Source organism: Pseudomonas sp. 1D4 (assembly GCF_001728925.1).
Classification (GTDB): Bacteria; Pseudomonadota; Gammaproteobacteria; order Pseudomonadales; family Pseudomonadaceae; genus Metapseudomonas; species Metapseudomonas otitidis.
Genome location: NZ_LXJQ01000001.1, coordinates 44,394 through 57,936 on the forward strand (window position 1 = coordinate 44,394; position 13,543 = coordinate 57,936).

At 65.1% G+C, this 13,543-nt stretch carries 14 protein-coding genes and 1 pseudogene; 6 read left to right on the plus strand and 9 right to left on the minus strand.

The window, feature by feature from the left end:
- Positions 1–41 precede the first annotated feature (41 nt).
- Entirely contained in the window at positions 42–713 is a 672-nt protein-coding gene (rpiA, locus tag A7D27_RS00200; RefSeq protein ID WP_044402277.1) for a ribose-5-phosphate isomerase RpiA, read from the plus strand.
- 146 nt (positions 714–859) lie between these two features.
- Positions 860–2,101, plus strand: a complete 1,242-nt coding sequence (locus A7D27_RS00205) for a tetratricopeptide repeat protein (RefSeq protein WP_069563775.1) — start codon at positions 860–862, stop codon at positions 2,099–2,101.
- A gap of 37 nt (positions 2,102–2,138) precedes the next feature.
- Here the strand turns inward: A7D27_RS00205 and A7D27_RS00210 are convergent, their stop codons facing one another.
- On the minus strand, positions 2,139–3,062 hold the full coding sequence (locus tag A7D27_RS00210) for an SdiA-regulated domain-containing protein (RefSeq protein ID WP_069559442.1): 924 nt from the start codon (positions 3,060–3,062) through the stop codon (positions 2,139–2,141).
- Between the two features lie 130 nt (positions 3,063–3,192).
- Between A7D27_RS00210 and A7D27_RS00215 the strand changes: the two genes are divergently transcribed.
- From A7D27_RS00215 to A7D27_RS00225, 4 genes and pseudogenes are all read left to right on the plus strand, one after another.
- Positions 3,193–4,203, plus strand: a complete 1,011-nt coding sequence (locus tag A7D27_RS00215; protein ID WP_069563776.1) for an AraC family transcriptional regulator — start codon at positions 3,193–3,195, stop codon at positions 4,201–4,203.
- A gap of 286 nt (positions 4,204–4,489) precedes the next feature.
- A pseudogene (locus A7D27_RS27620) lies at positions 4,490–4,606 on the plus strand (spermidine/putrescine ABC transporter substrate-binding protein); the annotation flags it as partial.
- A gap of 264 nt (positions 4,607–4,870) precedes the next feature.
- Positions 4,871–6,250 (plus strand): APC family permease, encoded by a 1,380-nt coding sequence (locus tag A7D27_RS00220; protein WP_139131060.1) that lies wholly within the window; start codon positions 4,871–4,873, stop codon positions 6,248–6,250.
- Between the two features lie 18 nt (positions 6,251–6,268).
- Complete coding sequence (locus A7D27_RS00225) at positions 6,269–7,303, plus strand: histone deacetylase family protein (RefSeq protein ID WP_069563777.1); 1,035 nt, start codon at positions 6,269–6,271, stop codon at positions 7,301–7,303.
- 91 nt (positions 7,304–7,394) lie between these two features.
- Here A7D27_RS00225 and A7D27_RS00230 read toward each other — a convergent pair whose 3' ends face one another.
- The 8 genes from A7D27_RS00230 to A7D27_RS00265 form a co-directional block, all read right to left on the minus strand.
- Positions 7,395–7,754, minus strand: coding sequence for a hypothetical protein (locus tag A7D27_RS00230; RefSeq protein ID WP_044402260.1), 360 nt, complete (start codon positions 7,752–7,754; stop codon positions 7,395–7,397).
- 22 nt (positions 7,755–7,776) lie between these two features.
- Positions 7,777–8,178: a roadblock/LC7 domain-containing protein gene (locus tag A7D27_RS00235; protein ID WP_069559446.1), complete on the minus strand. Its 402-nt coding sequence runs from the start codon at positions 8,176–8,178 to the stop codon at positions 7,777–7,779.
- 5 nt (positions 8,179–8,183) lie between these two features.
- Entirely contained in the window at positions 8,184–8,741 is a 558-nt protein-coding gene (locus tag A7D27_RS00240) for an ATP/GTP-binding protein (RefSeq protein WP_069563778.1), read from the minus strand.
- On the minus strand, positions 8,738–9,622 hold the full coding sequence (locus A7D27_RS00245; protein ID WP_139134034.1) for a hypothetical protein: 885 nt from the start codon (positions 9,620–9,622) through the stop codon (positions 8,738–8,740). The genes A7D27_RS00240 and A7D27_RS00245 overlap by 4 nt, the downstream gene beginning before the upstream one ends.
- Before the next feature lie 213 nt (positions 9,623–9,835).
- Positions 9,836–10,183 carry a NirD/YgiW/YdeI family stress tolerance protein gene (locus A7D27_RS00250; RefSeq protein ID WP_069559449.1) on the minus strand — a complete coding sequence of 116 codons (348 nt, stop codon included), beginning with the start codon at positions 10,181–10,183 and terminating at the stop codon, positions 9,836–9,838.
- A 105-nt stretch (positions 10,184–10,288) separates the two neighbouring features.
- On the minus strand, positions 10,289–11,203 hold the full coding sequence (locus A7D27_RS00255) for an SdiA-regulated domain-containing protein (RefSeq protein ID WP_069563780.1): 915 nt from the start codon (positions 11,201–11,203) through the stop codon (positions 10,289–10,291).
- Positions 11,204–11,273: 70 nt separating this feature from the next.
- Positions 11,274–11,939, minus strand: a complete 666-nt coding sequence (locus tag A7D27_RS00260) for a fumarylacetoacetate hydrolase family protein (protein WP_069563781.1) — start codon at positions 11,937–11,939, stop codon at positions 11,274–11,276.
- Between the two features lie 60 nt (positions 11,940–11,999).
- Positions 12,000–13,391 (minus strand): FAD-binding oxidoreductase, encoded by a 1,392-nt coding sequence (locus A7D27_RS00265; RefSeq protein WP_069563782.1) that lies wholly within the window; start codon positions 13,389–13,391, stop codon positions 12,000–12,002.
- Positions 13,392–13,543 lie beyond the last annotated feature (152 nt).

Genomic DNA, 13,543 nt, shown 5'->3' on the forward strand with positions numbered 1-13,543 from the left:
ACTGCGCGCCCTCGGATACCCCTCACAACGTGGACCCCCGCATGAACCAGGACCAGCTCAAACAGGCCGTCGCCCAGGCCGCCGTCGACCACATCCTTCCGCTGATCGACAGCAAAAGCGTCATCGGCGTCGGCACCGGCTCCACCGCCAACTTCTTCATCGACGCCCTGGCCCGCCACAAGATGGCCTTCGACGGCGCCGTCGCCAGCTCCGAGGCCACTGCGCAGCGCCTGAAGGGCCATGGCATCCCGGTCTACGACCTGAACACCGTGGACGCCCTGGAGTTCTACGTGGACGGCGCCGACGAGAGCGACGAGCACCTGAACCTGATCAAGGGCGGCGGTGCCGCACTGACCCGCGAGAAGATCGTCGCCGCCGTGGCGCGTACCTTCATCTGCATCGCCGACGCCAGCAAACTGGTGCCGGTGCTGGGCGCCTTCCCGCTGCCGGTGGAAGTCATCCCCATGGCCCGCAGCCACGTGGCCCGCCAACTGGTGAAACTGGGCGGCGACCCGGTCTACCGCGAAGGCGTCGTCACCGACAACGGCAACATCATCCTCGACGTGCATAACCTCTCCATCGTCGACCCGAAGGGCCTGGAAGCGCAGATCAACGCCATCGTCGGCGTGGTCACCAACGGCCTCTTCGCCGCCCGCCCGGCCGACCTGCTGCTGCTCGGCACCGCCGAAGGCGTGAAGACGCTCAAGGCCTGATGACAGCGCCCGGCGTGCAACGCGCCGGGCACGCCCTGCAACATCGGCGTCTTCAGACGCTCGCCATCGACTATCAAAGTGCCACCAGTCTTGAGGCTCTGTTAGGCTCTGCGCCGCGATACATCCCCCACCCCTCAAGGAATGCCATGAAGAAGGAAACCTTCATCCCCCTGGTGCTGTGCGCCCTGCTGACCGGCTGCTTCGAAACCCCCATCGAGAAGACCGACAAGGCCATCAGCCTCTACCGCCCCGACACCACCGCTGCGCAGCAGTTGCAGGAAGCCCATGAGCTGCTGGAAAGCGCCGCCGAAGACAAGGAGCCCCGCGCGCAGTACATGCTGGCCAAGATGTACGAGCGTGGCGACGGCGTCGCCCAGGACTACAACAAGGCCTTCGCGCTCTATACCCAGTCGTCCCTCAACGGCAACGGCGACGCCTCCTACATGCTGAGCCGCTACGTCGAAGACGCGCAGTTCGGCCAGAAGGTGGACCTGCAGCAGGCGAAGAACTTCCTGGAGAAGGGCGCAAGCCAAGGCTCATACACCGCCAAGCTGCTGCTGGGCCTGGCCCTGCTGAACGGCAATCCGCCGTTCCGCCAGGACGTCGACCAGGGCGAACGCCTCCTGCTCGATGTGGCCGAGAAAGACCCCGTGGAAGGCCATCGCCTGCACGCCAACCTGGCGCTGGCCAACCTCTACGGCAACCCCACCCTGGGCAAGCTCGCCCCGGAGAAGGTCGTTACGGCCTACGAATACCTGGCGCAGCACGGCCCCTACGGCTACCCGCCGATCCTCATGGGTCTGTTCGACGGCCACATCCCGGCACTGGCCGATGAAGCCCGCCGCCGCGCCGTCTTCGAGCAGTACGCCGAGAGCAACGCCCGGGTGAAGCTGCTCTACCTGGCCGGCGCCATCGGCGACGGCGAGGATGCCCTGATCAGCGAGGCCGACTATCGCGCGCTGCTGGCCGAGGCATCCGCCAAAGGCGATCGACTCGCTTCCGAACTGGGTTGCCGCCTGTTCGCCCCACCCCTGAAACGCAAGATGGGTCGTGGCGACCCCGCCCAGGCGGAACAGGTGCTGGCCTGGTGCGATGCCGACGCCCGCACGGGCTCGGCCTTTGGCCAGAGCAACGCCACCGCCCTCAATCTGCTCAAGCGCGACTTCAAGCAGACGTTCATCTGGGCAAGCGTGGCCCTGGCCGATGGCAACCAGGACGGCAAAACGGCCCTGGTGCTGCTGGCGGGTGCCGGCTACAGCCCGTCGGAGGCGGAAATGAACGACCTCGTCCAGCAGGCCAAGACCCTGCGCAGCGACATCAAGACTGCCCAGGCGAACTACCGCGACAAATCCCTCGACCTTCCCCTGGTCGAACGCCCCTGGTACTGACGGGGCTTTCCGGGCACCTCTCCCGAGGTGCCCGGATTCAATCCCGAGCCGGCCGGCTGAACACGTAGAACAGGTTCGGCTCGCTCACCAGGTACAGGTTCCCCTCGTTATCCATCGCCACACCCTCGGCCTGGGGGACGCTGGCCTTCAACCCGTGCATGCCGCGCAGCAGGGACAGGGTGCTGATGGGGCGGCCGTCGGCGTTGATTTCCAACACCAGCCGCGACTCGTCGGACAGCGCCAGCAGATGACCGCTGCGCTCGTCGTATTGCAGGCTCGACAGGTCGCGCACGAACAGCCCGGCATCTCGCTCGGGGTCATCCACCACGTGCACGGCGAAGGGCTTATCCGGGTTGGTGTGGGGGAAGCCGTGGATCTCGTAGATGCGCACCGGGTCGCGCTCCTTGGCCACGAACAGGCGCTGGCCCGCCGTGTCGTAGGCCAGCCCCTCGAAGCCCTTGTTGCCGTTCAGGCCGATGCCCAAGGAGAGCTGCTGGGACTCGGCGGCATCCACACGGGTGGTGTGCTCGTCCAGCTTCACCTTGATCAGCCGCTGCTGGCGCTCGTCGGTGATGACGTAGGTGCCGGGGGCGACGTACTCGATGGCCTCGGGGTCGCCGAAACCTTCCAGATCGATGCGCCGGACGATGTGGCCGTCCAGCGAAAGCTCGATGATCTGCGGACGCTTGTTGGTCACCGTGAGCAGGCTGTGGCGCTCCGGGTCGTAGGTCAGCGCCGATACATCGGCATCCAGCCCCTCGATGGGGCGCGCCTCGACCGTCACCTGGTAGTCGGGCAGCCAGATGGAGCGCTCCCGCCATTCCGAAGCGTGGCGCCATTCTTGCAAGCTGAACCAGCCTCGCTCGAACAGGCGAAACTCCTGGGCAGCGATGCCCAGCAGCACGAACACACAGAACAACAGGCCGGAAACCAGCCAACGGGGACGCAGGAAGGAGCGCATCAGGACGGACTCAGGGGATTCAGGAGGCGCGGCGAGAATACCGCAGTGCGCCAGGGTGATGCCTGAAACCAACCTTAATGCCCGCCCCGACGCATGAACCTGCCCCCACCGTTACCAAAGGGGACGAACCATGGCGGCGTCATTGCTACCCGAACGGGTCCTGACCACCCTCCACACCGTTGCACTCGCGGTCCAGGCACTGGCCGACGAGGTGCCACGCACACGCCTGCTTGAAGGCAGCGGCGTCGCCTGCAGCGATCTCGACACCCCCGACAAGCTGATCAACCACGCCCAGGAACTGCGCGTCTTCGCCAATGCCCTGGCCTGCACCCGCGACCCGGCGCTGGGCCTGTCCCTGGGCCTGCGGATGCACGTCTCGGCCTACGGCATTCTCGGCTACACCATGCTCGCCAGCCGCACCCTGCGTGATGCGCTGAACCTGGCCCTGACCCACTCGGCGCTGCTCGGCAGCTACTTCAAGCTGACCCTGGAAGAGGACGGCGCCGAAGCGCGCCTGGTCGCCACCCGCTACCGCTATGCACCGGAGCTGATGGTGTTCAACAGCGAGCTGTGCCTGACCTCGCTGCTCACGGTGATCCGCGACCTGCTCGGCGAAGCCATCCGCCCACGCCGGGTGGCACTGCCCTATCGCCCACCGCTGCACGCGGCGACCTACACCGAGCGGCTCGGCTGCCCGGTGGACTTCGGCGCCGCCCACACCGCACTGTGCTTCAACGCCTCCCTGCTGGACCGCCCGCTGCCCCTGGCCGACCCGGTCAGTTGCCACCACGGGCTGCAGCAGTGCCAGCGGCTATCGGCCCAGCTCACCCAGCGCCACGACGTGCTGGAGCAGATCCGCGAGCAACTGGAGGACAACCTCGCCGAGGACATCAACCTCGACGGCATCGCCCGCCGCCTGCACCGCTCCGAACGCACCCTGCGCCGGCACCTGCAGCGCATGAACACCAGCTACCAGCGCCTGCTCGACCAGGTGCGCTACGAAAAGGCCCGCCACCTGCTGCTGCAGACGGACCTGCCGATCTACCTGATCGCCGAGCAGCTCGGCTACGCCGAAACCGCCAGTTTCCGCCACGCCTTCCAGCGCTGGAGCGGCCAACCGCCGAGCCAGTACCGGCGCTGACCGACGCTTTTGCAAAAATCCCGCCCACCACCACCTTCATCGCCTGCCTACGCAGTGCCAGGCGCTCGCCTGCGCGATACGTAGGACGCGCAGAAGGCATCAACAGGTTGTCCGAAATTATCCCCTTTTGACCGTTTCTATCGTTCTGGCCCTCCCTCGCCGCTGACAGAATCGAAGCCATCAGGGGTGGCCAGCAGCGCCCGTAAACCCCAATAACAACAATCTCTTAGAGCGTGTGATCAGCATGTCCAGCGCGATCAGCATCGACCGAGTGTGCATGGAGTCCGACGACCCGGGAATCACCCTCCCTCAGGACAAGCTGGACCGCCTGAAGACCTTCAAGCTCTGCTCGCCCAAGGCCCTGTCCCTGCGCAGCAAGGTGTGGACCAAGCTGAAGAAGTGATCCCGCAGCGGCCCGCCACGGCGGGTCGCCGCACGGCATGCGCAGGCCGGTGCATGCCACACCCGAGGGTGCCGCCCGACGCGACGTACCCGCTGGCCATAAAAGAAAGAGAGAAACCGCCATGCCTTGCCTGACCCGCACCACCCTCCTGCTGACCGGCGGACTGCCTGCCGACTGACGCGCCGGATCGCCCCGAACCCGACCCGAACCGCTGATTCCCCAGACTGGCGGCCTGCCCTGCAGGCTGCCCAGCGAGGTACTGCCATGAACACGTCCACCCTCGACACCGCCTCCGCCAGCGGAGCCTTCGTCCACAGCGCCCAGGGCACCCGCCTGCGGCGCATCCTCGGGCTGCCGGCCCTGGTCTTCTTCGGCCTGGTCTACATGGTGCCGCTGACAGTGTTCACCACCTACGGCGTGGTCACCGAAACCACCGGCGGACGCACCGCACTGGCCTATGGAGTGACCCTGGCGGCGATGCTATTCACCGCGCTGTCCTACGGCTTCATGGTGCGCCGCTACCCGGTGGCCGGCTCGGCCTACTCCTATGCCAGCCTCAGCTTCGGACCCGGTATCGGCTTCCTGGCCGGCTGGTCGCTGCTGCTCGACTACCTGTTCCTGCCGATGATCAATTACCTGGTGATCGGCCTGTTCCTCAACATCGCCTTCCCCGAGGTGCCGGCCTGGGTCTTCGTGGGCGGCGCCATCGCCCTGGTCACCGTGCTCAACCTGCTGGGCATCGGCTCGGTATCGGGCATGAGCAACCTGATCGTGATCGCCCAACTGGTGTTCGTGGTGGTGTTCCTGGCCATGGCCTGGCGCCTGCTGGGGGGCGCGCCGATCGACTGGATGGCGCCCTGGCAGGGCGATGGCTCCCAGACGGGCTTCGCCCCGGTGATGGCGGGCGCAGCGATCCTCTGCCTGTCGTTCCTGGGTTTCGACGCGGTGTCCACCCTTGCCGAGGAGGCCCGCGAGCCGCGCCGGGACATCCCCCGGGCGATCCTGATCACCACCCTGGGCGCGGGTGTGCTGTTCATTCTCCTGGCCATGGTCAGCCAGCTGGTATTTCCCGGTAGCCACTTCCAGGACGCCGACGCTGCGGCCGCCGAGGTGATGCTCAAGGCCGGGGGCGGCTTCCTCCAGGCCTTCTTCACCGCTGCCTACGTGGCGGGGGCGGCCGGCTCGGCACTGGCCTCCCAGGCCTCGGTGTCGCGCATCCTCTACAGCATGGGCCGCGACGGCATCCTGCCGCGCAGGGTGTTCGCCCATCTGTCCCAGCGCTTCCACACACCGACCCTGGCGATCCTGCTGGTATCGCTGATTTCCCTGCTGGCGGTGGTGATCGACCTCGGCACCCTGGCCTCGATGATCAGCTTCGGCGCCCTGGTGGCCTTCTCGGTGGTGAACCTGGCGGTGATCCGCACCCACCTGCTGGACGGCCAGCATCACGACACGGCCGACCTGCTCCGCTACGGGCTGGTGCCGCTGATCGGCTTCGGTCTGATCGTCTGGCTGTGGACCAGCCTCAGCCACCAGACCCTGGTCTTCGGCCTGGCCTGGTTCGCCATCGGCTTCATCTACCTCACAGTCTTCACCCGCGGGTTCCGCCGTCCGGCACCGCAGGTGCAGTTTTCCGAGCACTGACCCCAAGGAGGACACGACATGCTCGTCATCTACAGTGACGACCACCACCTGCACCACGGCAAGCACGAACTCATCGGCGGCCAGTTCACCCCCTGCTTCGAGAAGCCCAGCCGTGCCGACATGGTGCTGGACCGCGCCCGTGCGGTGAACCTGGGCCCGGTGCAGGCACCCAGTGATTTCGGCCTGGAGCCGATCCTGCGGGTACACCGCGAGGGCTTCGTGAACTTCCTGCGCACGGCCTGGGCCGACTGGCAGGCCAAGGGTCGCGACCACGACATGCTGCCGATCGCCTGGCCGACCCGCCGCCTGCGCCAGACCGAACCCACCGACATCGACGGCCGCCTGGGCTACTACTCCTTCGACGCCGGCGCGCCGATCACTGCAGGTACCTGGCAGGCCATCACCAGCTCGGCCAACGTCGCCCTCACCGGGCAAGCGGAACTGCGCAAGGGCGCGCGAGGCGTGTTCTCCCTGTGCCGCCCGCCGGGCCACCACGCAGCCGCCGACTACATGGGCGGCTACTGCTACCTGAACAACGCCGCCATCGCCGCCCAGGCTCTGCTGGATGCCGGTGCCAAGCGGGTGGCCATCCTCGACGTGGACTACCACCACGGCAACGGCACCCAGGACATCTTCTACGACCGCGCCGACGTGCTCTTCACCTCGATCCACGGTGACCCACGCTTCGAATATCCGTACTTCCTCGGCTTTGCCGATGAGCGCGGGGCGGGCGTGGGCGAGGGGTTCAATGCCAACTACCCGCTGGCCTCGGGCAGCGATTGGTCGATCTGGGGCCAGGCACTGAGCGATGCCTGCCGCCGCATCGCCGCCTACGGCGCGGACGCGCTGGTGGTGTCGCTGGGGGTGGACACCTTCAAGGAAGACCCGATCTCGCAGTTCAAGCTGGACAGCCCGGACTACCTGCGCATGGGCGAGGTCATTGGCCAACTCGGCCTGCAGACGCTGTTCGTGATGGAGGGGGGTTACGCGGTGGAGGAAATCGGCATCAACGCCGTCAACGTGCTGCAGGGTTTCGAGGGCGCCAGGCCCTGAACCAACAGCCCCCTGTCAGCACGCGCTGGCAGGGGGCTGTGTGAATGCATCTCCAACTGATCGGCCCGCTCAAGAGCGTGCCGAATGCATGTCAGTCAAGACGCTCGCCGGTTTCGTGGACCATTCGGCGCGCCAGCGCCAGGTTGGCCTGGGACCGGTCCAGCACGAAGTAGACGAACACGCCCTCGAAGCGGGAGATCGGGCAGAGGATGTGGTACTGCTTGCCCAGCGTGATGAGGATGTCGTCGATCTGGTCCTTCACGCCCAGCAGCTTCATGGTCTTGAGCTTGGCTCGCACAACCTCCGTATTGCCTGCCGCGGCAATCTCCAGGTCCAGCCCGCTCCCCGCCGACGCCAGGATCATGCCGCTGTTGCTGTCGACCAGTGCTGCGCAAAGGGAGCCAGTGGTTTCACTGATCAGACTTTCCAGTAGTTGCTGATGATTGCTCATGGATCTTCCTTACTCCTTGGGTTCACGATTCACAGACGTCTGCAGTCAGCTGAGCCAGGCTCGTAACCAACCGCTCCAGTTTCCAGAGCTGCTGGCCCAAGGCAGTGTCTTTCGTGGACACCGACATCAGCACCAGCATGGAGGTGGCAAAAGGCACGGACAGCAGGACCACCACTCGGTCGCTGCTCTCCAGAACGGTGCGTTTGTAGTCCCTGGCACCGAGCTCACGCAGCATGGCCTGGCCTATGGCCTGGGCAGAGCTGCTCATGGCCGCCAGGCGGCGGGAGTACTCGTCACCCTCCTGATGGCTGGCCGTCACCATGAAGCCGTCCTCGGTCGTCAGCAGCAGGCTTCTTATCTCGCTGTTTTCTTCACGGAACCGGTTGATCAGGCGCTCCAGCAGTCGCCTGGTCATATCCGTCATGTCTTTCAATGGGCGTCCTCCAACATGGCCCGAGCCTCAACCTGGCAGACCACCGCCTCGAGCAGGAGCAGCACCTCGTCACGCAGGCGTACATCCACCCCCATTACCGGGAAGGCAAGACCTTGGGCTTCCAGGACTTCCGCGTAGCGCTCCAGCTCAGGGTTCGGGGAGAGGTCCATCTTGACCACCCCGATGACGACCGCCACGTCGCCCTCCAGGTAGCGCTGCAGCACATCGAGGTAATGGCGCAATTGCCCCAGGGGATCCTCGGACTGGTTGTCGCAGAGAATCACCACACCCAGTGACCCGCGCGCGAGGATCTCCCACATGAACTCATAGCGCTGCTGACCCGGGCAGCCATAGAGCATCAACCGGTCTGCCTGGCCCGGAGCGATGACCTCGCCATAGTCCAGACCCACCGTGGTCCAGGCCTTGGACAAGGTCGGGTCGTTGTTCGCGACTTCGGTTCGGACTGGCGGTGTGTTGCTGATGCTGCCGATCGCCGTTGTCTTGCCGGCGCCGCTCGCACCAAGGAAGAGAATCTTGTAAGACGTCGTGGTCACAGGCTCAGCCCCAACGTGTTGCGCAGGCGCTGGAAGAACCCTCTTCGGAGCCCCGAGATCTGGCTGGCGGCATCCGCGCTTCTCTGTTGCAACTTGCCACTCAGTGCGCAAGCGTTCAGCAACCCGTAGATATCCGCACGGGCAAGGCCCACGTGCCGGGCCATCTGGTCAACGCTCAGGTAACCGCGTCTCAGCAGGGAGGCGAGTTGCAGGGTGCCTGATCGCAACGGCTGAAGGGGCCAACTGCTCAGGGAATAGGCACCCTCGCTATCCAGTCCCTTGAGCAAACGCGGGTGTGCAAGGCCGGCCTGCCAGAGCAGACCGCCCAGCGAACGCCAGTTGATCTGCTCTGCCTGGGGCTTGCGCCGGGCCACCAGCAGCGTCCCGCCTTCCAGAAGCAGAGCACGGAGCTCCGAGGCCGAAGGCAGCGTGTCCGAACACACGCAGAAGCGCCCCGCGTCGAAGTCCAGATAGAACGAATGGCGCCCGCCGCTCAGTACGTAGGTACCGCCCAGTTGCAGACGGACGATGTCCCAGAGTTGCTCGACCAGCGTTCCATCCAAGGATCGGTCTGCACGGCGGATCAAGCGGAGGAGATCATCAGCCGTACTGGCGAAGCTGAGGTTCAGCGCCTGCGGCTCCCCATCGGCAACGAAAGGTACGACTTTCAACGACAGGCCCTTGCGACGGCCCAGCTCGGTCGCATAGCGGGAGAAGGGAGAATCAGGGGAGAGCACCACCAGATCGCAGCGCTCCAGCGAAGGCAGGGAAAGGTCCTCGACAACACGGATATCCGACCCGGAGCGGGTACCCGCTTCATGGATCAGCTCACGGACGAAACGATCCTCGTGCAATCCCAGGCCGAGCATCAGGACATTCATCTGACTCACCTCGTCGGTCAATGACTCAGTCTTCGAGCGAGAGGCGATGGTAGTGATTCGATGAAAGGTGCCGCTGTAGGCGAACCCCACTTCAGCTTGAGGAATGTTCCCGGCGGGGCACGCTATAAACCAGGTCAATGACCGCGCTGCCACTGGGGGCAACGCAGGGCGCACGTCGCGTGCGCCCTGAGAGCAATCGCTCCGCGTGAACGGTCAGTTGACCCGCTCGACGAACTCCACGTCGATCTCGCGGCCCATCAGGTCGCGGTCCACTTCACCGGTGAGCTTCACGGTGACCTTGTCGTCGATGGACTGGGTCGGCCAATCCTCGTCGTCGATCTCCACCTTGATGGTGCCCGTGGCGTCCTTGAACTCGTAGATGTCGCCCTTGATGCGCTTGACGATCTGCCCCTGCAGTACGACGGTCGCGTCGTCGCTGGCCTCCATGGCGGCGGCGACAGTAGTGATCGCCTGGTTGGCGCCCGGGCCGGTGTAGGTGGACGCCAGGGCGGCGGTGGAGAACAGCGGGGCGATCAGCAGAGCAAGGTATTTGGCGTTCATGGTTGTGATCCCGTATCGGTGAGTGGTTGACGGGATCAGGCTAGGGCCGGGCGCTGAAACGAGGCTTAAAAGCCCCTTAAGCGAACCTTAAGCGGGCCGGGCGACTCAACCGCGCTCCGTCACCTGGGGCGCGCCGCGGCGGAAGACGTAGAAGAGGTTGGGCTCGCTGACCATGTAGATGTCCCCGGCTTCATCCATGGCCACGCCTTCGGCACGGGGAATGCGGCTTTCCAGGCCGTTGAAGCCACCCAACAGGCTGATGAAGCTCACCGGCTCGCCGCTCTCATCCAACTCCAGTAGCAGGTTGGACTGGGCAGAGAGGGCCAGGACATGCCCGGTACGGGGGTCGACACTGAGAGCCGACAGGTTGCGCATGCCCAGGCCATAGCTGGGCAGGGGCTGGAGCTCGCCGGCCAGGCTGCGGCTGCCGTCGGAGGTCAGGCTGAACATCGCAGTGGGCTCACGCTCCTTGCCCAGCAGCAGGCGCCCCTGGGCCGGATCCCAGGCGATGCCTTCGAAGCCCTTGTTGCCGGAGTCGGCAAAGCCCAGGTCGAACTCGTCGGCCTCACGAACGTCCAGTTCGCGGGTCAGCGAATCGAGGGTGAAGATCGACAGGGTGCGACGGCGCTCGTCCGTCACGGCAACGTTACCGTTCTCCAGCACCGCCACGCCTTCGAGGTTGGCGAACCCATTGAGCGGGATGCGCCGCAGCACCTCCCCCTCGCGAGAGATTTCCACCAGCATCGGCGTCTTGCCGGTCACAGTGAACAGGGTGCGGGTCACCGGGTTGTAGGCCAGGTCGGAGGCTTCATCATTCTCCAGCCCCGCCAGTGGCTTGCCCTGGAGCACCGCACGGTAGCTCGGCAGCCAGATGCTGGCTGCTTGCTCGCCCTTGCTCAGGCTACGCTCGCTGAGCCAGAGCTGGGCACGGTCGTCGAGGTGCAGGTAATGCAGGGCGGCAGCGCCGAGCATCAGCGCGGCGCCCAAGGCAGAGTAGCGGAGGGTGCGAGGGAACTTCATGGGCGACGGCTGCTTCGGGCGAGTGGCGCTTTGATACTACGGCAGCCGGAAAGTTCCCCGCCAGTGAATTTCAGATGACACCGCTCTCGAAGGCGCTGTGACCCACCAGTTCCAGCACCAGCGCATCGCCCTTGTGCAGCGGGCCAACGCCCACTGGTGTGCCGGTCAACACCACGTCGCCCGGCTGTAGGCTGAAGTGCTGGCTGATGGCCTGGAGCAGCGGAAGGATGGGGTTGAGCATGTCACGGCTGTTGCCGTCCTGGCGCACCTCGCCGTTGATGGTCAGGCGGATGCCGATGTCGTCCAGCGCCTCGACGGCATCCCCCGGAATGAAGGGCGCCAGCACGCAGGCGCCGTCGAAGGCCTTGGCGACTTCCCAGGGCCAGCCCTTTTCCTTCAGCTTGGCCTGCACGTCACGCAGGGTCAGGTCCAGCGCCGGGGCGAAGCCGGAAATCGCATCCCGGGCCTCTTCGGCACTGGGGTGGCGCGACAATGGTTTGCCGATCACCACGGCGATCTCCGCCTCGTAGTGCACAGCACCCCGGTCCTCGGGAATGGAGAACCCGCCCTCGATGGCCACCACGCTGGACGCCGGCTTGATGAACAGCAGCGGCTCGGTGGGCACCGGGTTGTTCAGTTCCTTGGCGTGCTCGGCGTAGTTGCGACCGATGCACACGACCTTGCCGAGGGGGAAGTGGATGCGGGTGCCGTCGACGTACTGGTGCTGGTAACTCATGAACCGACTCCTGAACGGTGAATGCTAAACAGGCGGTGAATCGCTCCACCGCCTGCCTGATCAGTTGAAGATTTTTCCGGGGTTCATGATCCCGTTGGGATCGAACACCGCCTTGATCGCCTTCATGATCGCGATTTCCGGCTCGGAACGGCTGTAGCCCAGGTAGTCGCGCTTGGTCATGCCCACGCCGTGTTCGGCGGAGATCGAGCCGTTGTACTTCTGCACGGTCTCGAACACCCACTTGTTCACGGTGGCGCACTTGGCGAAGAACTCGTCCTTGGACAGGGCGTCCGGTTTGAGGATGTTCAGGTGAAGGTTGCCGTCGCCGATATGGCCGAACCAGACCACTTCGAAGTCGGGATAGTTGGTCTCGACGATGCGGTCGATGTCGTGGAGGAAGGCCGGGACCTGGCCGACGGTGACCGAGATGTCGTTCTTGTACGGCGTCCAGTGGGAGATGGTCTCGGAGATGTACTCGCGCAGCTTCCACAGATTCTGCAGCTGTTGCTCGCTCTGGCTCATCACCCCGTCCAGCACCCAGCCCTGCTCGACGCAGTGCTCGAAGGTGGCCAGTGCATCGTTGGCCACCTCCTCGGTGGTGGCCTCGAACTCCAGCAGCGCATAGAAGGGGCAGGGCGTCTCGAAGGCCGCCGGCACGTCACCACGGGCCAGCACCTTGGCCAGGGCCTTGTCGGAGAAGAATTCGAAGGCGGTGAGGTCCAGCTTGTTCTGGAAGGCGTGCAGCACCGGCATGATCGAGTCGAAGTCCGGGGTGCCGAGGACCATGGCGGTGAGGTTCTTCGGCGCGCGATCCAGGCGCATGGTGGCCTCGACCACGAAGCCCAGGGTGCCCTCGGCGCCGATGAACAACTGGCGCAGGTCATAGCCGGTGGCGTTCTTGATCAGGTCGCGGTTCAGCTCCAGCAGCTCGCCGGTGCCGGTGACCACCTTCAGGCCGGCCACCCAGTTACGGGTCATGCCATAGCGAATGACCTTGATCCCGCCAGCATTGGTGCCGATGTTGCCGCCAATCTGACTGGAACCTGCAGACGCGAAATCAACCGGATAGTACAGGCCCTTCTCTTCCGCGAAGTTCTGCAACTGCTCGGTCACCACGCCCGGCTGGCACACCGCCGTGCGGTCGTATTCGTTGAAGGCGAGGATCTGGTTCATGTAGTCGAACGCCACCACCACCTCGCCGTTGGCCGCCACCGCAGCGGCCGAGAGACCGGTACGCCCGCCGGACGGCACCAGCGCCACCTTGTGCTGGTTGGCCCAGCGCACGATGGCCTGCACCTGCTCGATGGTCTTGGGGAAGACGATGGCGGTCGGGGCCGGGGCGAAATGCTTGGTCCAATCCTTGCCGTAGGCCTCCAGGGAGGCTGCGTCGGTCAGCACCTTGCAGGGTTCGACCAGGGTCTTCAGTTCTTCGATCAGGGCGGCGTTGGTCATCAGAGGAACTCTCGAATCATTCATGGTCGCCCTGAGAACGTTTCAGGTCGCAACCGAGCAAGGAAAAAGGAAGGCATGCTAGCATACGCACCCCGTGAATCATGCCTTACAGGCGTTTTACGGGGTAGCTGCCGCACAGCCTGCTTCTGACT